Annotated in this window: 23 protein-coding genes; 16 read left to right on the forward strand and 7 right to left on the reverse strand. The window is 50.3% G+C overall.

The genetic code is table 11. The features are described from left to right. The first annotated feature begins 267 nt into the window (after window positions 1–267). Window positions 268–519 carry a DUF3892 domain-containing protein gene (locus AC50YG_RS10835; protein WP_473759513.1) on the forward strand — a complete coding sequence of 84 codons (252 nt, stop codon included), beginning with the start codon at window positions 268–270 and terminating at the stop codon, window positions 517–519. Between the two features lie 102 nt (window positions 520–621). Here the strand turns inward: AC50YG_RS10835 and AC50YG_RS10840 are convergent, their stop codons facing one another. Next, on the reverse strand, window positions 622–1347 hold the full coding sequence (locus AC50YG_RS10840; protein ID WP_494826754.1) for an MBL fold metallo-hydrolase: 726 nt from the start codon (window positions 1345–1347) through the stop codon (window positions 622–624). 138 nt (window positions 1348–1485) lie between these two features. Here AC50YG_RS10840 and AC50YG_RS10845 point away from each other — a divergent pair, with 138 nt between their 5' ends. The 3 genes from AC50YG_RS10845 (at window position 1486) to AC50YG_RS10855 (ending at window position 2912) form a co-directional block, all read left to right on the forward strand. After that, window positions 1486–1689, forward strand: coding sequence for a hypothetical protein (locus AC50YG_RS10845; protein WP_341282287.1), 204 nt, complete (start codon window positions 1486–1488; stop codon window positions 1687–1689). Window positions 1690–1916: 227 nt separating this feature from the next. After that, a complete protein-coding gene (locus AC50YG_RS10850) occupies window positions 1917–2480 on the forward strand; it encodes a stalk domain-containing protein (protein ID WP_473759509.1) in 564 nt (187 codons plus the stop codon). 117 nt (window positions 2481–2597) lie between these two features. Continuing rightward, window positions 2598–2912 carry a DUF1292 domain-containing protein gene (locus tag AC50YG_RS10855; RefSeq protein WP_341282289.1) on the forward strand — a complete coding sequence of 105 codons (315 nt, stop codon included), beginning with the start codon at window positions 2598–2600 and terminating at the stop codon, window positions 2910–2912. A 119-nt stretch (window positions 2913–3031) separates the two neighbouring features. Here the strand turns inward: AC50YG_RS10855 and AC50YG_RS10860 are convergent, their stop codons facing one another. After that, window positions 3032–4501: an aminotransferase class I/II-fold pyridoxal phosphate-dependent enzyme gene (locus AC50YG_RS10860; protein WP_494826757.1), complete on the reverse strand. Its 1470-nt coding sequence runs from the start codon at window positions 4499–4501 to the stop codon at window positions 3032–3034. A gap of 123 nt (window positions 4502–4624) precedes the next feature. Between AC50YG_RS10860 and AC50YG_RS10865 the strand changes: the two genes are divergently transcribed. Together AC50YG_RS10865 and AC50YG_RS10870 are read left to right on the forward strand one after the other, a co-directional pair. Further along, a complete protein-coding gene (locus AC50YG_RS10865; protein WP_494826759.1) occupies window positions 4625–5896 on the forward strand; it encodes an MFS transporter in 1272 nt (423 codons plus the stop codon). A gap of 21 nt (window positions 5897–5917) precedes the next feature. Then, window positions 5918–7093, forward strand: coding sequence for an MFS transporter (locus AC50YG_RS10870; RefSeq protein WP_473759505.1), 1176 nt, complete (start codon window positions 5918–5920; stop codon window positions 7091–7093). 158 nt (window positions 7094–7251) lie between these two features. Here the strand turns inward: AC50YG_RS10870 and AC50YG_RS10875 are convergent, their stop codons facing one another. Then, window positions 7252–7749, reverse strand: a complete 498-nt coding sequence (locus AC50YG_RS10875; protein WP_494826761.1) for a DinB family protein — start codon at window positions 7747–7749, stop codon at window positions 7252–7254. Window positions 7750–7945: 196 nt separating this feature from the next. Between AC50YG_RS10875 and AC50YG_RS10880 the strand changes: the two genes are divergently transcribed. Beyond that, on the forward strand, window positions 7946–8221 hold the full coding sequence (locus AC50YG_RS10880; RefSeq protein ID WP_494826763.1) for a hypothetical protein: 276 nt from the start codon (window positions 7946–7948) through the stop codon (window positions 8219–8221). Window positions 8222–8355: 134 nt separating this feature from the next. On the opposite strand, the gene AC50YG_RS10885 is transcribed toward AC50YG_RS10880, so the two are convergent. The 3 genes from AC50YG_RS10885 to AC50YG_RS10895 are packed head-to-tail and all read right to left on the reverse strand — an operon-like array spanning window position 8356 to window position 10903. Continuing rightward, on the reverse strand, window positions 8356–9018 hold the full coding sequence (locus tag AC50YG_RS10885; protein ID WP_494826765.1) for a DUF1054 domain-containing protein: 663 nt from the start codon (window positions 9016–9018) through the stop codon (window positions 8356–8358). Window positions 9019–9022: 4 nt separating this feature from the next. After that, the gene (locus tag AC50YG_RS10890) at window positions 9023–9718 is read right to left on the reverse strand and encodes a response regulator transcription factor (protein WP_494826767.1); all 696 of its coding nucleotides are present in this window, start codon (window positions 9716–9718) and stop codon (window positions 9023–9025) included. A gap of 15 nt (window positions 9719–9733) precedes the next feature. Beyond that, window positions 9734–10903, reverse strand: coding sequence for a sensor histidine kinase (locus tag AC50YG_RS10895; protein ID WP_494826768.1), 1170 nt, complete (start codon window positions 10901–10903; stop codon window positions 9734–9736). A 227-nt stretch (window positions 10904–11130) separates the two neighbouring features. On the opposite strand from AC50YG_RS10895, the gene AC50YG_RS10900 reads away from it, so the two are divergent. The 7 genes from AC50YG_RS10900 (at window position 11131) to gnd (ending at window position 19327) form a co-directional block, all read left to right on the forward strand. After that, entirely contained in the window at window positions 11131–12075 is a 945-nt protein-coding gene (locus AC50YG_RS10900; RefSeq protein ID WP_494826769.1) for an ABC transporter ATP-binding protein, read from the forward strand. 13 nt (window positions 12076–12088) lie between these two features. Further along, on the forward strand, window positions 12089–13249 hold the full coding sequence (locus AC50YG_RS10905; protein ID WP_494826770.1) for an ABC transporter permease: 1161 nt from the start codon (window positions 12089–12091) through the stop codon (window positions 13247–13249). Continuing rightward, window positions 13242–14393, forward strand: coding sequence for an ABC transporter permease (locus tag AC50YG_RS10910; protein ID WP_473759495.1), 1152 nt, complete (start codon window positions 13242–13244; stop codon window positions 14391–14393). Before AC50YG_RS10905 ends, AC50YG_RS10910 begins: the two co-directional genes overlap by 8 nt. A 223-nt stretch (window positions 14394–14616) precedes the next feature. Further along, a complete protein-coding gene (locus AC50YG_RS10915) occupies window positions 14617–15174 on the forward strand; it encodes an RNA polymerase sigma factor (protein ID WP_494826772.1) in 558 nt (185 codons plus the stop codon). Continuing rightward, the gene (locus AC50YG_RS10920) at window positions 15128–16786 is read left to right on the forward strand and encodes a DUF4179 domain-containing protein (RefSeq protein ID WP_494826773.1); all 1659 of its coding nucleotides are present in this window, start codon (window positions 15128–15130) and stop codon (window positions 16784–16786) included. The genes AC50YG_RS10915 and AC50YG_RS10920 overlap by 47 nt, the downstream gene beginning before the upstream one ends. Before the next feature lie 240 nt (window positions 16787–17026). Beyond that, window positions 17027–17623, forward strand: coding sequence for a YkzI domain-containing protein (locus AC50YG_RS10925; protein WP_473759491.1), 597 nt, complete (start codon window positions 17027–17029; stop codon window positions 17621–17623). A 291-nt stretch (window positions 17624–17914) separates the two neighbouring features. Continuing rightward, on the forward strand, window positions 17915–19327 hold the full coding sequence (gene gnd / locus AC50YG_RS10930; protein ID WP_056038723.1) for an NADP-dependent phosphogluconate dehydrogenase: 1413 nt from the start codon (window positions 17915–17917) through the stop codon (window positions 19325–19327). 27 nt (window positions 19328–19354) lie between these two features. On the opposite strand, the gene AC50YG_RS10935 is transcribed toward gnd, so the two are convergent. Continuing rightward, on the reverse strand, window positions 19355–19678 hold the full coding sequence (locus AC50YG_RS10935) for a hypothetical protein (protein WP_494826776.1): 324 nt from the start codon (window positions 19676–19678) through the stop codon (window positions 19355–19357). Between the two features lie 138 nt (window positions 19679–19816). Between AC50YG_RS10935 and AC50YG_RS10940 the strand changes: the two genes are divergently transcribed. Beyond that, window positions 19817–20344 carry a shikimate kinase gene (locus AC50YG_RS10940; protein WP_494826778.1) on the forward strand — a complete coding sequence of 176 codons (528 nt, stop codon included), beginning with the start codon at window positions 19817–19819 and terminating at the stop codon, window positions 20342–20344. Then, window positions 20345–21640 carry a 3-phosphoshikimate 1-carboxyvinyltransferase gene (gene aroA / locus AC50YG_RS10945; protein ID WP_473759488.1) on the forward strand — a complete coding sequence of 432 codons (1296 nt, stop codon included), beginning with the start codon at window positions 20345–20347 and terminating at the stop codon, window positions 21638–21640. The last annotated feature ends 45 nt before the right edge of the window (window positions 21641–21685 follow it).

Consider the following 21685-nt stretch of genomic DNA (forward strand, 5'->3'; position numbering starts at 1 on the left):
ATTTTTGAAGTGAATGAATATTAGGCGGTAATGTATTACCTAACTAAGCAGCCAGTTGTCGATGTCTAATCGATGACTGGCTCTTTCCTCAATGGTTTAAATGCGATATGGTTAGAAAATTGAAGGTAATTCAAGACTGTCTGCTTCAAGTTTTTTCTGCGTATAATCCATCCCGCATAGAATTCTCAAAAGCTACGCATCCTATCGATTGAATGCCGAGTGGCGAGCGGTAATTGCCGCTCACAATACGAAGGAGGCGAGCTTGATATGAGCGCGAACGAATGGAGCAATGGGGAAAGAGAGCAAATTGTAGCGGTACAGAAAAATGGTGACGGGGATCTGACGAGCTTTAAAACGTCATCGGGCCGTGTACTGGATTACCAGACGGCGCTGCAAGAGGTGCAGGCAGGGCAAATCGCTGGCGTGAATGCTTTCAAAGGTAGAGATGGCGAAACGTACATCCGTGGCGACGCAGACGGCGACCCTACGAACAATTTGGACCAGCTCCCGCTGTTTTAAGCAGAGAGCCCGATCTGAGCATAGCCAGCAGAGAAAGAGCCTGACGCGAAAAAACGTCAGGCTCTTTTTGCAATGGATGTTGTTCATTTATCAGACTCACATCTACACCGTATAAATCTCACGCTGCTGTACAAACCGCATTTTCCCTGTATGTCCTATGTAATTTTCCATCGTATCTCCATAATGCATGAGCCATACCTTCTCCTGCAGCGGCTCCGGCAGTGTTAGCAGCTCGTCGAGACAGGCATGTACAACACCTGGCGCAATCAGCTGGCAGTCGTGAAAAATCGTATCCACGCCATCCTCCACAAGCTGCTCCAGCAAAGACGGGCTGAACTTCATATCTGCCGAATAGAAGAAGTGCTGATTGAAAATAAACGAATAGCTGTCTTTCAAGGCAATATGTTCGGTCTTAAGCAGCTTTACCGTCAACCCTGCATGCAGCTCATGCTGGGCGCCTTCTTCGAGCCGTCTCACTTCAAAGAAATCATCAATCGATTGCAATGGTCCTTGCGTCAGCCCGCCGCGCAGCGTCTGCTCCCACAGCGGCTCCACTAGCGAGGAGGCGATGTACAGCACGGGTTTTTTCCCGTAAAGGAACATCATTTGAAAAGCATATTCCTCCAGCCCGCCCACATGGTCGCCATGAATATGGCTGATCAGCACCGCATCCAGCTCATCGAATGAAAGATTCGTCTCATGCAGCGCTTTGGGCAGCGTAATGCCGCAATCGACCAGCAATTTAAACCCTGGCACCTCAATTAGCGCATTGTTATTATCATATTTCTTGGCAAAAGCACTCCCTGTTCCGATCATTTGTATATGCAATGGAACACCCCCGTCTTCGAAATCATCTCGCTACATTTAATGTATCAAATGATTGGCAAACTGACAAATAGAGATACCCTTTGCCGGGTACCTACATATAATGCAGGAGCAAGATCCGGCAGGGAGGACAGAGCAGCAATGAGCAAAGGAAAAGGCAAAAACGTAAAGAAGAAACAACCGTCAGGTGAACGGAAGCAGTACCAATATAAATTGGTGCTATCCCCCGTCTGTGAAGTGTGTCCGACACCTTGTGCAAGGGGACTCGCGTATTTGGATCGAATGTCCGAGCCGGGCGCAGTTGGAAAAGGGGTTCCTTGCGTGCTCACCCGCACCTATCATTAACCGGAATATTTCCCAGGCAACCGCATATTTCTACATTTTTTTTCGCACGGGCAAGCAGCTTAAATCCCTGTAAATGATGGTCTGAAAAAAGGGAGAGCGCAAGCCTGTGCTGGAGCCATCATATAGCGCTGGTACAGGGCTGAAAAAGTTTCTGTAACAGCGCAACTCTATTCATTTTGAAGAGTATAACCATATATCCAGACAAAGCGGATGGAGGGTACTCACCTATGAAATTCAGAAAAATAGCGATTTTGCTGCTGGCGCTTTTTTTATGCAGCAGTACCTTAATGATTGCCAATGCGGCCTCGCAGACCGTGAAGGTTCTCCTGAATGGCAGCGAGCTTGAAGAAGGCGGCATTATGGTGGATGGCAAGACTTACCTGCCGATTCGGGAAATAGCCAATAGCCTGCAAACCATCGTCAATTGGGATGGGCAGAATAAGAAGGCAACCTTAACGAGACCGAATGTACATATTGTACTCATGCAGGATAGCAAGCTGTTTGGCAATGTGACGAAGGGCAACTCGTATACATTCAGCGTATTGTCGCAGGTCGACAATTTGAAGACGGATATTGCCGCGGTTAAAGTATCCATATTTGATCCGTATGGCAGCGAGAAGGTCATTCAGACGCAGACCGATAAGATTACGAAGGATAACTTTTGGTATCGGACGGAAGACTTGAAGTATAATTTCGAGTATTCGGGGAAATATGCGGTGAGATTTTTCCTGAAAATGAGCTCATCCGACGATTGGACGCTCGTCTCGGAGAAGCTGATTTCTTCGCAATAACGGCGACGGCCTGCGTTTCTTCCAAGTGGAGGAAATGCGGGCTTTTTCGTTTGACCGCTGCTAGGTCTCATGGTACGATACTCAGGTATGGATAATTGACTGAAATGGGGTAAAACAATGACTGAGCATAATCATGGCGCAGATTGCGGTTGCGGAGAAGACCATGAACATGAAGAAAGTGTATTTATTGTAACGGACGATGAGGGCCAGGAACGCGAAATGGTCATGGTTTATACGTTTGAATCCGAGAACAACGCTTATGCGGTATTGCTGGATCGCAATGATCCTGAAGCAGACGGCGTTATTTTCCGCATCGAGGAAGAGAACGACGAGGCATACCTCGTTGGGATCGAAGACGATGAAGAATGGGATCGCGTAACGAAGATTTATGAAGAAATCGCCGTTACAGAAAACGCAGCAAAAGAAGAGTAGGTTTTCCTCTCTTTCCGCTGACCTAGCAAGTCATCATGCACCTTAGCTGTGCATGCACAAGACACCTGCGTCACCAAGGGCGAATGCTCTTGGGACAGCAGGTGTCTTTTGTTCGAATATTAGGAAATAGCCGTTTCCTCGAAAATTACTTTAACGAATTCAACATTGCGGTCCTCTGGACCTTTAACAGGGAGGCCAACTTCAACATGCTCCACAATATAGTCAATATTTTTCTGGGAAATAACCTCGCCTGGGAGTAGAATCGGGATGCCTGGCGGGTAAACATAAATAAATTCGGCAATAATCCGGCCGGCCGACTCTTTGAACGGAACGACCTCGGTCTGTCCATAGAAAGCATCGCGCGGCGAGAGAGACAGCTGTGGAATATCTGGGATTTTGACAACGAGCTCGCGAGCCTCGGCGCCTTCATGGAAGCTGTTCGATAGCGCACGCAGCGCCTCCAGCAATTTTTCTATTGAATCGGATGTATCACCCGGCGTAACAAGGCAAAGAATGTTATACATATCGCTCATTTCAATTTCGAGGTTGAAATGGTCACGGAGCCAGTTTTCCGTCTCATAGCCGGTAATGCCGAGATGGCGGACATGAATAGCGACCTTGGTTGGGTCGAGATCAAAGGTAGCCTCTCCACCTAATATTTCCCGTCCAAAGCAGTACAAGCCGGGAATTTCATTGATGCTCTTGCGGGCATACTCGGCCAGCTCGATCGCTTGTTCAGCCAGCTTGTGGCCGTTTAGAGCCAAATTTCGGCGCGACGTATCGAGCGACGACAGCAAAATATAAGACGTCGACGTTGTCGTCAGCATGCTGATAATCGTTTGAATACGGTGGGGATTAACCCGGCCTCCGCGTACGTTCAGCACCGAGCTTTGCGTCATGGAGCCGCCCAGCTTATGAACGCTCGTCGCTGCCATATCTGCGCCAGCCTGCATGGCGGACATCGGAAGCTTTTCATTGAAATGAATGAGCACGCCATGCGCTTCATCTACCAGCACAGGAATATCGAATGTATGCACCAGATCAACGATTTCCTTCAGATCGGCACATACGCCGTAATACGTCGGGTTGATAACAAGCACGGCTTTAGAGTCGGGATGCTTGTCCAGCGCACGTTTGACAGCGCGTGTCGTAATGCCGTGATCAATGCCGAGATTTTCGTCACGCACGGGTGAGATAAAGATCGGACGGGCACCTGCAAAAATAATTGCCGCCATAATGGACTTATGCACATTGCGCGGGACGATGATTTTATCGCCGGGAAGGCAGACGCTCATGATCATCGTAATAATGGCACCGCTCGTACCTTGTACGGAAAAATAAGTATAATCTGCGCCGAAAGCATCGGCTGCAAGCTTCTGGGCTTCCTCAATAACTCCGGTAGGCTGATGCAGGTCATCCAGCGGAGCTATATTTATTAAATCGATCGATAACGCGTTATCGCCGATAAATGCACGAAATTCGGCATCGCTGCCTAACCCTTTCTTATGTCCTGGAATATGAAATTGGGTTGGATTCTGTTCCGCATGGCGGCGTAATGCGCTGAAGAGCGGGGTTTTGTTATGATCCATCGCTTTCATCCCTGCCTCTCTAGTTAAAATACAAACAAGGTTGAGTATAGCAAAAACAAGTCGGAATGCAAGAAGCTTTTTTTTAAACGCTTGCTTGCGGCAGAAACGGAGGCTCGATATTAAATGAAAGAACGTACAGGCAAAAAGCCATCCGGCGTCGTTATTTGGCGCTCACCTTTTATTATTCAACTGCTGATCATTATGTTTATTATTGAATTTGTAAAGGGAGCGCTGCTCATTTCCATTCTGCCTGTGTACATGGGAACGGTGCTTGGCTTATCAGCCTACGCGATTGGCTGGGCACTGGCGCTGCAATATATTGGCGATAATTTGTTTCGCAGCCCGATTGGCTGGCTCATCGACCGTTTGGGCTACCGCTCCGTGATGCTCGCGGGTATTGTTCTGACCTTTACGGCCGTATTACTGGTCGCTTTTGCCCATCATACAAGCTGGATAGTTGCCGCTTGTCTGCTGCTTGGCATTGGGACGTCCCCACTATGGCCGTGCGTCATTACAGGGGCGACAGAGGAGGCTGGAGAGGAAGCGAATGGCCGGGCGATGAGTGTTGTCTATGTTGCTTGGCTGGTCGGTGTGGGCGCGGGGCCAATTGCGATTAATTTTTTGCTATCCAGCTCGTATACGGCAGCTTTCCGCCTCATCATTGGCGGTATGATCGTCGTTGTGCTGACGACGATGTTTCTGCCCGGACGCGGGCGCATGAAGCAGCGTTCAGGTGCAGCGGAAGAGTCTGGGTCACAGACGGCTTCGCATGATGCTGCCAGAGAGCCTTTCAAAGTTCGCGCCAGCCGTTATTTTGCCAAAGTAGGCAAGTCGCTTCATGCCAGCAAGCTGCTTTATCCGGCTATGTTTGTGCAGAACTTCTCGCTTGGCCTGCTGACACCGATCTTAACGCTGTTCGCACGTTCGGTGCTCCATCTGACGCCCGCCCAGTACAGCTGGTTTCTCATCGCTGGCGGCGCCATTACGGTGCTGGGACTCATTCCGGTAGGGAAGCTTGTGGACCGGGTTGGGACAAAATGGTTTTTGCATGTCGGGTTTCTCCTCGCCGCCATCTCGCTGCCGCTGCTTGGCATCACTCGTTCGCTGCCGCTTGTACTTGTTATTGTGGCGATTGTAGGCATTGGCTATGCCTGCATCATTCCAGCCTGGAATGCTTTAATTGCCCAAGCGATTCCGAAGGCGGAGCGTGGTGCGGTATGGGGCTTCTTCCTGACGATCGAAGGCTCTGGCATGGTGCTGGGCACGATTTTATCCGGCAAGCTGTGGGATACCTTCGGCCATCAGGCGCCATTTCTAGTAAGCGGAGCAATGCTGCTTGTCCTATTTGTTCTCCATTTGTTCATTACCAGAAAACAGCCAGTTATGATAACATAACGTGTGGAGGGGATGAGCTTAATGGATAGACGCTTGTTAATTGTAATGGCTACCTTAATGACAACATTTATTGGCTTCGGGATTATTATCCCGGTGATGCCCGAAATTATTAAAGCAGCAGATCCGCTTGGCGCGGAGGCGCATACGGGCTTAATGCTCGCGGTATATTCGGCTGTATCGTTTGTGCTTTCTCCGGTATGGGGAAGCTTGTCTGACCGAATCGGCAGACGGCCTATCATTCTCATTGGCGTACTTGGCTTCGCTCTAAGCTTTGTCTTATTCGGCTTGTCGTCGGGCAATTTGACGCTGATGTATTTATCCCGTGTGCTGGGAGGCTTGTTTTCCGGTGCGGTAACCTCGGTTATTGTTGCTTACGTAGCGGATATTACAACGCCTGAGGAACGCACCAAGGGCATGGGACTGGTCGGCATGTCAATCGGCCTTGGCTTTACGATTGGGCCTGGCTTTGGCGGGCTGTTAAGCCTTGTGTCGCTGGAAACGCCGTTTTATGCAGCTTCTGCGCTTGCGCTGATTACATTCGTGCTCGCATGGGCCAAGCTCAAGGAGTCGCTTGCACCGGAGCAGCGCCGCAGTGGGTCAAGCCGCCGCGAGTCGCGCTGGAAAGCTTTTACCGGGCCGCTAAAATATTTGTACATACTGGCTTTTTTCGTCACGTTTACGCTGGCAGGATTGGAAGCGACGTTGCAGTTTTTCGGCATGAGGCGCTTTGATGTAACGCCGCTGCAGGTGGGGATTTTATTTTTCGTCTGCGGCTTTGTTGGAGCGTTAATTCAAGGCGGTGTCGTGCGCAGACGAATCAAGGCGGGAGAAGAGGGCAAATACATTGCCATTGGCCTAGTCATATCCAGCATCGGCTTTTTCATGCTGCTCGCTGCGCATTCGCTTTGGTGGGCGACACTTTCCTTGGCCGTATTCGGCATCGGCAATGCGCTCATTCGCCCTTGTGTAACGTCATTAATTACTCAGAAGACGACGGTTGGACAGGGCGTTGCCTCAGGGCTCAGCTCGTCGATGGACAGCTTGGGACGTATTGCGGGGCCGCTGGCAGGAACGTTCCTGTTCACGCTTGATTTAAGGCTTCCATATGTATCAGGGGGCATTCTATGTTTGGCAGCGCTGCTGCTGCTCGTACAATTCCGGCAAATGGATAAAAAGAAGTCGGTAGCGCAAGCCTGATTTCTACAATACCGACATCCAGATCAAACATAATAACTCTATTTGGGGCTGCCTTCGGGCAGCTCTATTTTCATTTCTTAGGGGACTTTTTGGCTAAACGCAAATGAGAAGTGACCGATGTCCCGCGACTGTTCGGTGCGTCTACATTCAGTCTACATTCATTTGCCTTCTTCGTCGGCTGATGCACCGTAGAGAGCAGGCACCGGAATATCGAGCAGCCGGTAATATACCCCAAGCTGGGCCCGATGGTGGACCATATGGCTGAGTCCGAAGGTGCGAAGCGCAAGCGCCCGCGGTTGGCGCAGAATGATATGGTCGCCGCTGCGCAAGGTCCATTCCTCCCCGAGTGTTTTCTCATCGCAATCGGCTAACAGCTTTTCTAGCTTGACGACGTTCGTATCGAATTCCTCCAGTACGTCCTCGCGTCTTTCCAAAGCTTCCCGCCGAAACGGCGTGGTCGCTAGATCGAATTCCGGAGAATGGAAAATAGCCAATTGCCAGTTCAGCAGATTGACCAGGTGCGTGACGAGCCCTCCCAATGTCATCGATTTTTCATGCGGTTTCCACATCAAATGCTGCTCGGGCAAGCGCTCCAGTATTCGGCGCGTATTAGTCAGCTCATGCATGACGTCTCCGATGATCAGTTTTTTCACCATAAATTAACTCTCCTCCCTTATATAGTGATAATACTATAATCACGATGGAGTGGAAAGGCTTGTTTCAGTCGCTTTGGGCATCAGCAAGGAATGCCTCGTGTTGTGTTTTATATGAAGAACAAAGGGGACAGCTATTTAATTTTCCGCAAAAATATATGGTAATATGAGGATATGAATGCAAAGAGAGGTGAAGTAGATGAAAAAAACGATTTTTCGCGCATTGCTGACAGGAGTTGCCTTTGTCATTGTTTATTACGGTGCGCAAATACTCGGCGGCATGTATATGACGGAGCATTATGTCCCTGACATAATGGAACAATATGCATCTGTAGACTATTTGCAGAAAAATGTAACCGCTGGCTGGGTGGACAACACTCCTATTTGGGCGTGGCTGCAGGTATTGCCCGTCATGCTGCTTGGAGTTGCTGTCTACTACTTGGCAAGGCTGCTGAAAAGCAAGCTATCGAAATAATCAGCGATAAACGAACTCATACTAATCAGGCCATCATCCCCCATGTCCGAAATATCTGCGAATAGGAAAAAAGCCGCTGCACCTTGCAAAATACAAGGGCAGCGGCTTTTTGCGTATGCGATATTTTATGTGTCTTATTCCTGCACAAGCGAGCGGCGATACAGCGGCAGCAGCGATTCATAGGTTGAGGAGGCAAACTTCACAAGCGCTTCGCCATCGCGCAAAATCGGGTCGTCGGCCGCAATATGCTGGCCGATGAGCAGCTCTGACTTCTTCACGTCGCGGAAGCGGACGAGGGCATGCTTCCATTGCTCGTTTGTCATGTCGCTGACGGGCACGGATTCCTTTTTCGTATGATCCAGCGAAATGACATAGGAGGAAGGAACCTGCGCGATGACCTCATCCAGCTCGTTTAAGTAAGCGGAGGCGATGCGGGATTTATTTGGCGTCTCGTAAATGAGGGCGAACCATATAAACAGATGATCGTCAAAAAGGCCCAGTTGAAAATGCGGATGCGCCTTATACCCGCGCTTATTATTGCAAATCGCGAGCCACGTATCCTTAGGCGGATTTACGGAGCGGCGGGCATGCTTTGCTACGTGCAAAAACATTTCGTCGCCTGCCTGCACGGAAAGCTCGATGCGCAAGCGCTCGCCAATGGCGTGAAACTTAGGCTGGATTTTTTCTTGGATTCCCGCCATCCGCTCCGCTAGTCCCTGAAGCTGAAACACATCGAAATCCTCTTGTGTAAATCCTTTAAGCTCGGTCGTGCTATTCGCTATCGTATTTATGCTCATACGCTTATCTCTCCTTGCTTGGAATGAATGATAATTTCAAATAAAAAATCGCCATTTGCGTACGATCCCGCAGCCCCAGCTTGTGAAGCATGTCGGAAATGTAGTTTTTGATGGTGCCTTCACTCAAAAAAAGCGATGCGGCAATTTCCTTGTTCGATTGCCCTTCGGCAACGAGGCGAATAATTTGCTGCTCGGCCTGCGTCAAGCTGTAACGTGCCGCAAGCTCACTGCTGGTCTGCTCTTCCGAAGAAAGCTCGGTCAACGCAGCTTCTTCTGTGTCTGGCATCGTAATCATGCCCGCCAGCTTGCGGGCGATATCGGGATGAATGAGCAGCGAGCCTTCAAAAACGGTTTTAATGCCATTAATAATGCGGCTTGGCGGTACGTTCTTCAGCAAATAGCCGCCGGCGCCGCAGCGGATTGCCTGCACAATATAGTCGTCATCATCGAAGGTGGTCAGGATGAGGACGGCAGGGGGCTGCTCCAATGCCCGAATGAGCCGCGTGCCTTCGACGCCATCACAGCCGGGCATGCGAATATCCATCAGTACGACATCGACCTTCGTCCTTTGCACAAAATCAGCTGCGGCCTTGCCGTCGGCACATACTCCCGCCACGTGGAGCTCCGGGTCGAGCTGCAAAATAACCTGCATGCTTTCCCGAATAAACGGATCGTCATCTACAATTAATACGGTAATCATAGCAGCGGCCTCCTCCTAGCCTTTCACAAATGCATGTTTCTCGTCAGCACCGCTAGCGCCGCCTAGCAGCGGGAGCTCGGTCGTCACGCTGAAGCTATCCTCCGCTTGCCAAGACAGCTTTCCGCCGATTAATGATATACGCTCTCGCATGCCGCGCATGCCAAGCCCTGCTGTAATGGACCCTTCGGGCACAGCGCCATTGTTGGCGATCGTTAAGGCTACGGTGTGCGGTCGAAATAGCAGTGTAACCTTTACCCTTGTGGCGCCTCCGTGGCGAACCGCATTTGTAATGGCTTCCTGCGCGTTTTTGAACAAAATAAATTCCATGCTCGGGTAGAGAGGGAGTGGATTTCCCTGCACCTCAAAGGCGACTGCGATGCCGAGCGCTTCGCCGGAATCTTTAACGAGGCGGTCCAGCGCATATTGCCTGGAGTCTCCTTCGCTGGGCACCGCGAGCCTGCGCACGGTTTGGCGCATCCGCTCCATGCTGTCCTGCAGTTGGTCGCGAATTTGCCCGACCATCGTCTGTGCGCGGGCAGGGTCCGCCTGAAATAGATGCAGCGCGGCCTCGGACATCATTTTCACCCGGATTAAGCGATGTCCAAGATCATCATGTATGTCTCGCGCAATGCGATTGCGTTCTTCAGTCTGCGCGTATTGCTCGATTTGCGAGGCATAGCTCTGCATGCGGCGCCTTGCGGCTTCCAGCTCCTCATGGCTTTGCGCAAGCGCTGCATACAGCGTCTCCACTTGGCTCCGCTTGCCCTCTACCTGCTGGGTAGCCTGCAGCACCGCCCCAATCGTCAGCCACAACAGCAGCATTGCAGCCATCATGCTCGGCGCTAGACCGTACATGGCGATCCAGAGGCATGCCCCTCCAGCCATGATCCATATTGCGGCCATACCAGCTGATGGCTTCGTGCTTAAGGCTGCTATTAAAGTAGAGAAGAGGAGCAGGAACAAGACGCCGCCATAATGATAGGCGAACCATCCGAAGCCAAGCAGCTCCAAAAACAAAATCAGCACCGCGTATTTAGGAAACAGCGTATCTAGTTTAATGACTGACAATGCTATTAAGACGCCGATCGTATAAAAGGCATAGCTTGCGGCTGAAATCGAGAATACGCTGATGACTGCGGGTACAGCAATCAATAGGCCTCGAAACCAGTGAAACGGTACATTCATGTCGGATTAGCTCCCGCAGCGCAATAGGCTTTTATCGTCCTAAGGCGTTTTTTCATTTTGATTCCTATCGTTTCATTATAGCATAATCGCCCAAAAACCGGCTGTATACAGCAGGCGCTAATGATATGACTTTCGTCACCTTCATTTTGTGACTTTGTAGAGCTGTATGCTTGCAAGCGGCGTTTTATAATGGACACAAGATGATGAATAGGGAGGATGAGGGCTATATGAGCCTAGTAACATTTAAAGATGTCGTTAAAAAATATGACAGCACCATTACCGTCAACCATTTGACTTTTGATATTGGCGAAGGCGAAATATTCGGACTGCTAGGGCCCAATGGGGCGGGGAAAAGCACATCGATCCATATGCTTTCGGGGCTGCTGCCTCTGAGCGGCGGCGAAATTACGGTAGGGGGATATTCCATTCGCAAGCAGCCGCTGGAGGTCAAGCGCCTCATTGGCCTAGTGCCGCAGGAGCTGGCGATTTACGACATGCTTACCGCTTGGGAAAATGTATCTTTTTTCGCAAAGCTGTATGGACTCAGAGGCAAGCTGCTGAAGCAGCGGGTGGAGGAGTCGCTGCAATTTGTTGGGCTGCTGGAGCGGGCAAAAGACAAGCCGTCAACGTTTTCGGGCGGCATGAAACGCAGACTTAACATTGCTTGCGCGATTACCCATCGCCCAAAGCTGATTATTATGGATGAGCCGACGGTTGGCATCGATCCGCAGTCGCGCAATCATATTTTGGAGTCGGTGCGCGAGCTTAACCGTCTGGGTTCGGCCATTATTTACACGAGCCATTATATGGAGGAAGTAGATGCCATTTGCTCGCGAATCGGCATTGTCGATAAAGGCAAGCTCATCGCCTGCGGCAGCAAGGAGCAGCTGAGGCAGCAGGTCGGGCAGGAGGAGCGGATTATTTTCGAAGTCAATCAGGCCCATCGGGCTGCGGCGAAGGAGATGGGCGAGCATCCGGCAGTTAAGCAGATAGAAGAGCAGGATGGCCAGCGGAGGCTTGAGGTCACCGTGAAGGACTCTCCTTCCGTGCTTCAGGATTTGCTGTTTATATTGCAAAAGCATGGCATTTCGCTGCGCCAGCTGACCCGCGTCGAGCCGAATTTGGAGTCGTTGTTCCTCCAGCTGACCGGCCGCTCGCTGCGCGATGAATAGGAGGTGCGAAAGCATGCGGACATGGTGGATTGCGTTAACCTATGAATGGATAAAGATGAGCCGAATGCACACGCTGCTTGTTGTGCTCGCGGGGCTTCCACTGCTGCTCATCTATTTGCTAGGCAGTGCTTTTGACAGTGAAATAAAGCCAGCGAAGGTGGCGGTATACAATGCCGATCAAGGGACGATGCGAGAAGGTGTAGATGTTTTTTGGCAAGGGGCTGACATCCTTCCATACGCCCGTCCCATAGTGCTCTCCTCGGAGGCTCAGGTGCGGGAGGCGGTGCAGGATGGAACGGCCGATTACGGCGTTATTATTCCTGCGGATTATTCCGACAAGCTTGCAGCGGGAGAAAGCGTTAGCTGGCACACCCTCGAAGGCCATGACGGGAGTAAAAACATTGCGGCCCATTCTATCGTTCGTGCGTACCTGTCTCAGGTGAACATGCAGGCGGCGGCCTTCAAGGTGCTTGGGCCCGAAAGCCTATCCGCGCTGGACAACCGCCAGACGGATGCCGCCGCACTCGTTAAAGTACAGACGCTGGGCGGGGGAGCGGATCAATCCTTCGGTTCTGTATCGGCTATTCAGTATTATTCTGTCGCTTATTTGATCATGTTTTTGCAGTATGGCGGCATGACGGGAGCCATTTCGCTGCTGCGGCAAAAAAGAGAAGGAACCTTGCAGCGCTTGTATGGCATCCCTGCTTCGCTCAGTGCGGTTGTAGCCGGCATTATTAGTGGAGCGGCACTGCTCGGCGTGATGCAGACGATTATTATGATTGTTTTTACCAAGTATGTTTACGGCGTTGATTGGGGAGGGGCGTACGGGGGAATCGCGCTCGTCTCACTGCTGACCATTATCGCTGGCTCTGGACTAGCACTGACGATAGCTTCTTTTGCCAAAACCGTTAAAACGATGCAGACGCTGTTTAACACGCTTATTTTCAGCATGACTTTTTTAAGCGGAGGTATGGTTGCGATGGTTCAGAATAAGCTGGGTCTCATCAGCAAGCTGAATATTAATTATTGGGCCAATGCGGCGCTGCGTGGGCTGATGGATGGATCAAGCAGTGTCCTCGTTTGGCAAAATATCGGTATTTTGGCGGCTATAGCCGCAGTACTAGCCATTGCAGCGATTATTCGCTTGCCTAAGGTGGTGAAGCAGCATGCGTAGCTTGCCAATTGCGATGCAGCTCATTCGCAGAACGATGGGCACGCGCCGGGGCTTTTTTCTAAATGTGCTGCTTCCTGCAATCGCCTTGTCGGTTATCGCTGGTTTGTTCAGCAGCCTGCAAGCGGATAAAGAAATTATTGCTGTAAGCAATGCAGATCGAGGAGCTTTCGGCGCTTATATGCTGGACCTTGTCAATAAGGACTCGCTTTATGAGGTGAAAATGGAGACAGATTCGACGGGCAAGCTGGTTAGGGAAGCTGTTGCAGCTGGTGACGCAGATGCGGCGATTTTTATTCCCGCCGATTTCACGGAGCGCTTGCTTGCCGGCGAGCAGCCACAGCCGGTGCTATATCGGTGGACGGAGCAGTTGTGGAACGCCTCTCTATTATCCTCGCTTGAGGCTCAGGCGAGCAGCATGGCAGCTTCCGTCGAATTGCTGCAAGCGGCCTCTGGCGGGGCTACTCTGGATGCCGAGAAGCTTAGCGAGCTGCTGGAGCAGCAGGCGAGGCCTGCGGTCAGCGTAGAGCATACTCCGATGAAGCTAGGGGTCGTTGCTGCCAATCCGATTATGATTGGCGTGATCTTGCTTTTTCTCATGCTGCTGGTCAGCCAGTCTGTCGGCTTCATTATGGAGGATCGGGAAATGCGGACGATGCAGCGCATGTATACGGCGCCGCTTCGATCCCTTGATATTGCGCTTGGCAACTATTTAGGCAGCATATTGGTTGGCAGCATTCAGCTTGTGCTGGTGCTCTCGCTTACTTATTTTGTGTTTGGTTATTCGCCGGGCGTTTCCTTCGGGGCTATGCTTTTCGTATTGGAATGCTTTATGCTTGCGGCGATAGGCGTTATGACGGCAGTTGGGGGACTCGTGCGAAATGCCCATCAGCTGAGTCAAATCAATTTGCTCATTGTCACGCCTACCTCGATGATCAGCGGCTGTTTTTTTCCGCTATCGATGCTGCCGGAGTTTTTGCAGAAGCTGGCCAATTTTATGCCGCAAAAATGGGCGCTGCAGGCCATTGACCGACTGAGCATAGGTGGTGGGATCATAGATATTGCGCAGCCGATCCTGATTTTATTGCTGTTCGCCGTTGTCCTGCTTATTTTCGGCGGGGCTGTGCTTCGGCCAAGTCATCAATAATGAAGATTCAGCTTCCATATTGAATCGTTTACAATAGTGCATGTACTTGCTCACTGGCGCAGCTTGCTGGTGGGGAGGGCTTGCACTATTTTTGCGTGGAATTATATAGAGCGTGCCTTACATATTGAGTTGTAGAAAAATAAGGAGCGAAAAATGAACCTTTTGACTCCGTTAATTGTTTATAGGGTGTACATGGCGAGAGCGAGAGGAGGGAAAGCGGGTTATGACGGAAAGAGAGCTGTTTGAGCAATATAACAAGGATGTCTATAAAACGTGCTACTATATGCTCCGAAATGCAGCGGATGCGGAAGATATATGCCAGGAAGTTTTCGTGACGGCATTCCGCAAGGAATGGCGGCAGGTTGAGCAGCTTAGGGCGTGGCTGATGCGCTTGACAGTCAATAGCTGCCTGAATGCAATTCGTCGCTCCAAAAGCGGGAGGCTGAAAGAAAGCTTAAGCGAATGGCTGTCGCGGAGACAGCCGGACTCCGTAGAGCAGGTAGTCGAGAACCGGGAAGCGCATCAAGAATACAGCAGGCTCGTGGAGCAGCTGCCGCTGAAAATTCGCACAGTTGTAGCGCTGCGCTATATGCAGGAGCAGACGCTGCCAGAAATAGCAGACATTCTAGGTATTCCAGTAGGCACGGTGAAATCGCGGCTGCACAAAGGACTAAAGCTGATGAAGCAGTCGCTGGAAAGCAGTTCGAGGCATAATAAACAAGGAGGTTTAAATTATGAAACCATCAGAGAACGAAATGATTCAGCGCTTGAAAAAAGTTGAACCGCCAGCCTATCCTGATTTTGAGGCGATGTGGGGAAGGATCGAGCAAGCAGGCTTGCAGCAAGGAAGAGCTGATGCAGCACCATCCGGACACGAAGCTGTGCGCGTTATGCGGAAGCCGCGCAGCCTGAAGCGCGGTCTATTTATAGCGGCGGCAATTGCTTTAGTCGCGGCGACTCCTGTTTTTGCCTATCAACTAGATTGGGTTCATCTGTTGAATGGCAGAAGCGGTATTCAATCGGCTCTTGCTCAAGGCATGGGACAAAAAATGGAGAAATCGGCCGTACAGGACGGCGCGACCTTTACAATTCATACGGCGGTTGTTGATGACAACCGTACAGTATTGCTTTACAGTCTCGCTCCAGCGGGCGGAGAGGACGGTTATTTATCCTTTTCAGATATGCGATTGACGGATTCAAAGGGAAAAGCGATTGAAGGCAGCTATTCGATGAGAGGCTGGGATAAGGCCAGCCATTCATACCGTGGTTATTTCGAGACGGAATGGACGCCAGAGCAGCTGGTGGATCAGGTGGATTTTTCGGCGTCGGGGGCAAGCTTTATTTCGAACGCCGCCATCCCAATAGAGCTAGACCTAACTAGCGATGGCATACAACGCTTTAATTTGGATCAGGATGGGATGGGCAAGCTGGAGGTCCAGCTTTTCAAGCAAAATGGGGATGAGGTTTTGCTTTCCTCCGCGCTCAGCTTTACAGATGAAACAGTAAAGGGTTATGCGTTCCCAGAGTTAACAATCAAGAGTGGGGACAGTCTCGTTAAAACAAGCCGCAGCGGTACATTTGGGAAGCCGGGGCCTAATGGTGAATATACGATGCTGCAATATTTTAAGCTGAGTGATTTAACGAGCAGCGATTTAACCTATAGCCTCAGCTATGCCCGTGAAGAAGGACAAATTGACGGAGGTTGGAGCATACCGCTTGAGCTAGACAAGCAGCAGATGCTTTCTGGCACGATTAAACGTGACGTTCAGGTGCCGATTGATTTGCAGCAAAATAGCTTTAAAATCGATCAGATTGTCATTACGCCAACCCAAATCAGGCTTACAACAAGCCATGAGCAAAAATATATGCAGTACCCTTTCCAAAATTATAAGCTCGATGTAGGAGGAACCTTGTTAGAGGGTTACCTTTGGGGAGGCAGTGAACCTTATAACAATGCTATACGGTTTGAGCGTCCGCAGGGACTTGTCATTTCGGAGCAGACCCCGATTGCGCTCATTCAAAGCTATGAGGTAACAACGCATACAGACAAAGATGCAGTCATTCATTTGAGCGACATAAAGGAAGAGAAGCAGTACATGACGACGGAAGTAGGCGGCTATCCAGTTAAATGGACCTATTACCGTAAAGGTTCAGATGTGTTCCTCCAAAACGAAAGCGACGACAAAACGTTCGGCGGTGTCAACCAGACGTTCCGCGGAAAAGGGAGAGACAGCGTGCCTAGCGAAATACTAACCGCTAATTTCTCCGGCGACGGCATTAACAGCTCGACAGAGGTTTACCGGAACTACGAGGGAGACAGCCTTGATTTGTCCATCTATTATTACACGACGGACGCACCGGATAAGGAGCTGCGCACGCCGCTGCTGCCATAAAAACCAAAAGCTGCTCCAAAATGATTCGTTCGAGCGCATCCAGCACTTGCCGCAAGCCGCCCAATTTGGGCGGCTTGTATTATTTTTTTGCCCAAAATCAGCTTTTGCTTTAAAATTAGTCAATAAACCAAGTTGCCAGAACATAAGATGGAGTATAAGATAGAAACAAGAACAAATTGTCAGAACATTTAGTCAAATTTATGAAAGGTGTTACGACACTGTTTTGAAGGAGGGATTGCCGTGAATAAGAGCCACGAAGTCGAGTATTGCAATTTGGAGCTGCGATTTGAACGGCGGCAAATCCAAAATCTCATCCGCGATCTCATTCAGGAAGGGTACTCCTTGTATTGGAGCGAAACGGAGGTCCAGTTTCTCATCTCGATTCGAACAGGCCGCAAGCTGGTGAAGCTTAAGTTTCAGCGGATGAAGGATAGCTACAAGATGGTGGGAGACTATGTAATCCGGGACGAGAGGTTGTCGGAGCTGCTGGAAAAGCTCATTAATGATTCTAGAGGTCATGCGGTGGTCAAGCGAATGAAGGATCGTCAAATCGTCATTGAGAGCATTATGTTCGGTGAGATTATACGACTTGTGGAGGTGTCCGGTATGGAACATCGGATTATTTATCAGAAGAAGCCGCTTGTCACCATGGAAGAAATGATCAAAGCTTTTCAATCCAAACGAGCAGAGGAGCGCGCTCCGGTGCTGCGCTATGAGCTTGATTACGAGCTATCCGTTCTGCATGAAGCACTGGGAGCTGAGGATGAGGCTGCTGTCCTTTCGTCAAAAGCAAAGCTTGGCGAGCTGCGGCTGGAAATGCTGCAACTCGAATTGTAAACGCCGTCTATTTCAGAACAAAGGTTGCACAAAATAGATAAAGCGGGAGCAGCCATTGCGGTTATTCCCGTTTTTTTTGTTTTTTCTTAAAATATATTCAGAATGGCAACGCCCTTTGCTAGTGGAAGGTCGCATTCTGGCGCAATATAAGGTAAACTTTCTAAAGCGGTCAATAAAACTGATGGTGTTTTGGTTATATTTTTAAACCCTACTAGTTTTCTTCTCTGCACAAAAGGAGTAAAATAGAGCTATTGTTGACCCAAATACAATAACAAAGGATGGAAGAACCAGATGTCTAAACAGCAAATCGGTGTAATTGGCTTGGCAGTCATGGGCAAAAATTTGGCCCTTAATATTGAAAGCAGAGGCTTTACGGTGTCGGTATTTAACCGCTCCCGCGAGAAAACGGACGACCTGATCCAGGAAGCAGCAGGCAAAAACCTCGTTGCTGCTTATACAGTGGAAGAGTTCGTACAATCGCTTGAAGTGCCGCGCAAAATCCTGATCATGGTACAAGCAGGCGCGGGTACTGATGCTACAATTGACTCCCTGTTGCCGCATCTGGACAAAGGCGACATCATTATCGACGGCGGCAACGCTTATTTCCCTGACACACAGCGCCGTTCCAAAGCGCTTGAAGATAAAGGCATCCGCTTCATCGGCACGGGCGTATCCGGCGGCGAAGAGGGCGCACTGAAAGGCCCTTCCATCATGCCAGGCGGACAAGAGTCGGCTTACAAGCTGGTTGAGCCAATCCTTACAGCTATTTCGGCAAAAGTCGGCGACGACGCTTGCTGCACATACATCGGACCAGACGGCGCAGGCCATTATGTAAAAATGGTGCACAACGGCATCGAGTACGGCGACATGCAGCTGATTTGCGAAGCTTATGACCTGCTCAAAAACGTGCTTGACGTTAGCGTTGAAGAGCTGCACAGCATTTTCAGCGAGTGGAACAAAGGCGAGCTGGACAGCTACCTAATTGAAATTACAACAGACATCTTCTCGAAATACGATGAAGAAACAGGCAAGCCGATGGTAGATGTGATTTTGGACTCCGCTGGTCAAAAAGGTACTGGCAAATGGACAAGCCAAAGCTCGCTCGATTTGGGCGTTCCTCTTTCCATCATTACGGAATCCGTATTTACCCGCTTCCTGTCCGCAATGAAGGAAGAGCGCGTAGCAGCTAGCAAAGTGCTGAGCGGTCCTGCAAAACAACCATTCCAAGGCGACAGAGCGGCATTCATCGAATCCGTACGCAAAGCCTTGTTTGCAAGTAAAATTTGCTCTTATGCGCAAGGTTTTGCTCAAATGCGTGCAGCTTCCGATGAATATAACTGGAACCTGCAATACGGCGAAATCGCGAAAATCTTCCGCGGCGGCTGCATTATCCGTGCCCGCTTCCTGCAAAACATTACAGATGCTTACAACCGCGATGCGGATCTGCGCAACCTGCTGCTTGATCCTTACTTCAAGGAAATCGTTGAATCGTACCAAGGCGCATGGCGTGAAGTGGTTTCCGTGGCTGTATCGAACGGTACGCCAGTTCCGGCATTCGCAAGTGCGCTTGCTTACTTTGACAGCTACCGTACAGAGCGTCTCCCAGCGAACCTGCTTCAAGCACAACGCGACTACTTCGGCGCTCATACGTTCAAGCGTCTGGACAAAGAAGGCACATTCCACTATAACTGGATTCAATCTTAATCGGGACCTTAAGAGGAGCGAGCGGCATTATTCGTGCGGCTCGCTCCTTTTTGCTGCGATTAAACCGTGGGACGCTTCCTTCAGCCAGCTCCGCAAACGATCGGCTTCCTGGTCGGAAGCGCGTCCACGATGAATGAGGCTCATGGCCGCTTCAGCAAAGCAATGAAAATTACGCAACAATCGTGGCTGCGACAAACCTGTTAAACCAGGATCATCGTCAGCCACCTTTTTTTTAATATATTCGAGCATCCAGATGACATCTTCGCGGGAAAGCGGATGATTGGGGTTTAAAATACGGCTAATACGCAATTCCGCCTTCTGTGCGGCTGAGTATTCACGATCATGGGTCATGACGGCAGCCCTCCTATCATTCTAATTATTATCAACGATACGGCAAAACGAACTTTTTTATACCCGATTCGCTGCAAAAAATGATATGATGGTTGAAGAAATTAATAGGATACACTAATTTGATGGGGGCACTAGAGAATGAATCAGGAGGCAGGCCGCCACGGCAAAATTGTGCTGGTAGGCTTTATGGGAACAGGGAAATCGACCGTCAGCCGCCTGCTGGCCGAGCAGCTCGGTTATGCAAGATTCGATACCGATGAGGAAATCGAACGCTCGCAGGGCAAGCGGGTCGCAGAGCTGTTTGCGGATATCGGAGAAGCAGGCTTTCGTGATTTGGAGAGCGGCATGATTCAAGAGCTGCTAAGCCGCAAGGAGCCAGCTATTATTGCGACAGGTGGGGGCGCTGTTTTGCGTGAAGCCAATCGTGAGGCGATGCTGAGAGGGAGTCTCGTTGTCGCGCTCAAGGCTAGCGCCGAGCAGATTATTGCGAGGGTGCAGTCCGATTCGTCAAGGCCGCTGCTGCAAGGCGACGTTGCCGCGAATGTGAACCGGATTATGGAGCAGCGCAGGCATGCTTACGATTTTGCGCATCTTGTGCTGGATACGACATCGCTCAATGTGCATGCCGTATGCGCAACTATATTACAAACAAGGGAGACAAAATAAATGACAGATGTTTTAGTTACGCCAACACCTAAGCTAAGCGGGGAAATTCAAGCGCTTTCCTCGAAAAATTATACGACCCGCTATTTGCTTGTTGCGGCTCTTGCTGAAGGCACGAGCACGATTTATTATCCCGCTCACAGTGAGGACAGTGATGCGATGCGCCGCTGTATTCGCGATTTGGGTGCTGTTGTAGAAGAGGACGAAGAGAAAATCGTTATTACCGGCTTTGGTCGCAATCCAAAGGATGTAAAGGAGCTGGACGTAGGCAATGCGGGAGCTGTTCTGCGTTTCTTGATGGCTATTGCATCGCTTTGCCCGGATGTCACGTTTGTAAACCGTTATCCGGATTCGCTAGGTAAACGCCCCCACAGCGATTTAATTGATGCGCTTGGGCAAATTGGCGTGCAAGTGTCCCATAATGAAGGCAAGCTGCCGATCACGATTAAGGGCGGACAAGCGAAGGGTGGCAAAATTCAAGTGTCCGGCGCTGTAAGCTCGCAATTTTTGAGCGCCTTGCTGTTTCTGACTCCGCTGCTTGCAGAGGACAGTGAAATTGAAGTGCTGAATGATTTGAAATCCAAGGTTGTTGTTGGACAAACGCTGGAGGTGCTGGAGCAAGCGGGCATCGTCATTCATGCGAGCGAGGATTTGATGAGCTATCGCATTCCAGGCGGCCAAAGCTACGAAGCGAAGACCTATATCGTACAGGGAGATTATCCAGGTTCGGCGGCGATTCTCGCGGCTGCTGCAGTGACGCAATCGGATGTTATCGTGCACCGTCTCGCTGAGAAAAGCAAGCAGGGCGAGCGTGCGATCGTGGATGTGCTTCGCATGATGGAAGTGCCGCTTACTCATGACAATGATATTGTTCATGTCAAGGGCAATGGCAAGCTGAAAGCCATTGAGTTCGATGGCGACCAAGCGACGGATGCGGTGCTGGCGATGGTAGCAGCAGCAGTATTTGCAGAAGGCACCTCGCGTTTCTATGATGTTGAAAATTTGCGATATAAGGAATGCGACCGCATCACCGACTACTTGAACGAGCTTCGCAAAGCGGGAGCAAATGTAGAAGAGCGTCAAAGTGAAATTATCGTCCACGGACGTCCAGAAGGCGTTGAAGGCGGCGTCGAGATTAATGCGCATTATGACCACCGCGTCATTATGGCACTCTCGATTGTCGGACTGCGCTCGAAGCAGCCGATTCGAATTCGTGACGCGCACCATGTGGCGAAGTCTTACCCGATTTATTTTGACCATTTAAAGGCGCTTGGTGCGAACGTAGAGTGGGTAGAATAAACTTGAGGTAGAAGAAATAAATAGGTGGAATAAGGGAGGAGCGGT

It is taken from the genome of Paenibacillus sp. J31R34 (genome assembly GCF_059383715.1).

Coding starts and splice junctions, on each gene's coding strand:
- AC50YG_RS10935 (WP_494826776.1), bottom strand. CDS start 19,678: ATGACCCATGATCGTGAATACTCAGCCGCACAGAAGGCGGAATTGCGT.
- AC50YG_RS10940 (WP_494826778.1), top strand. CDS start 19,817: ATGAATCAGGAGGCAGGCCGCCACGGCAAAATTGTGCTGGTAGGCTTT.
- AC50YG_RS10850 (WP_473759509.1), top strand. CDS start 1,917: ATGAAATTCAGAAAAATAGCGATTTTGCTGCTGGCGCTTTTTTTATGC.
- AC50YG_RS10905 (WP_494826770.1), top strand. CDS start 12,089: ATGCGGACATGGTGGATTGCGTTAACCTATGAATGGATAAAGATGAGC.
- AC50YG_RS10845 (WP_341282287.1), top strand. CDS start 1,486: ATGAGCAAAGGAAAAGGCAAAAACGTAAAGAAGAAACAACCGTCAGGT.
- AC50YG_RS10870 (WP_473759505.1), top strand. CDS start 5,918: ATGGATAGACGCTTGTTAATTGTAATGGCTACCTTAATGACAACATTT.
- AC50YG_RS10895 (WP_494826768.1), bottom strand. CDS start 10,903: ATGAATGTACCGTTTCACTGGTTTCGAGGCCTATTGATTGCTGTACCC.
- AC50YG_RS10885 (WP_494826765.1), bottom strand. CDS start 9,018: ATGAGCATAAATACGATAGCGAATAGCACGACCGAGCTTAAAGGATTT.
- AC50YG_RS10910 (WP_473759495.1), top strand. CDS start 13,242: ATGCGTAGCTTGCCAATTGCGATGCAGCTCATTCGCAGAACGATGGGC.
- aroA (WP_473759488.1), top strand. CDS start 20,345: ATGACAGATGTTTTAGTTACGCCAACACCTAAGCTAAGCGGGGAAATT.
- AC50YG_RS10860 (WP_494826757.1), bottom strand. CDS start 4,501: ATGGATCATAACAAAACCCCGCTCTTCAGCGCATTACGCCGCCATGCG.
- AC50YG_RS10920 (WP_494826773.1), top strand. CDS start 15,128: ATGAAACCATCAGAGAACGAAATGATTCAGCGCTTGAAAAAAGTTGAA.
- AC50YG_RS10915 (WP_494826772.1), top strand. CDS start 14,617: ATGACGGAAAGAGAGCTGTTTGAGCAATATAACAAGGATGTCTATAAA.
- AC50YG_RS10900 (WP_494826769.1), top strand. CDS start 11,131: ATGAGCCTAGTAACATTTAAAGATGTCGTTAAAAAATATGACAGCACC.
- AC50YG_RS10890 (WP_494826767.1), bottom strand. CDS start 9,718: ATGATTACCGTATTAATTGTAGATGACGATCCGTTTATTCGGGAAAGC.
- AC50YG_RS10835 (WP_473759513.1), top strand. CDS start 268: ATGAGCGCGAACGAATGGAGCAATGGGGAAAGAGAGCAAATTGTAGCG.
- gnd (WP_056038723.1), top strand. CDS start 17,915: ATGTCTAAACAGCAAATCGGTGTAATTGGCTTGGCAGTCATGGGCAAA.
- AC50YG_RS10855 (WP_341282289.1), top strand. CDS start 2,598: ATGACTGAGCATAATCATGGCGCAGATTGCGGTTGCGGAGAAGACCAT.
- AC50YG_RS10875 (WP_494826761.1), bottom strand. CDS start 7,749: ATGGTGAAAAAACTGATCATCGGAGACGTCATGCATGAGCTGACTAAT.
- AC50YG_RS10880 (WP_494826763.1), top strand. CDS start 7,946: ATGAAAAAAACGATTTTTCGCGCATTGCTGACAGGAGTTGCCTTTGTC.
- AC50YG_RS10865 (WP_494826759.1), top strand. CDS start 4,625: ATGAAAGAACGTACAGGCAAAAAGCCATCCGGCGTCGTTATTTGGCGC.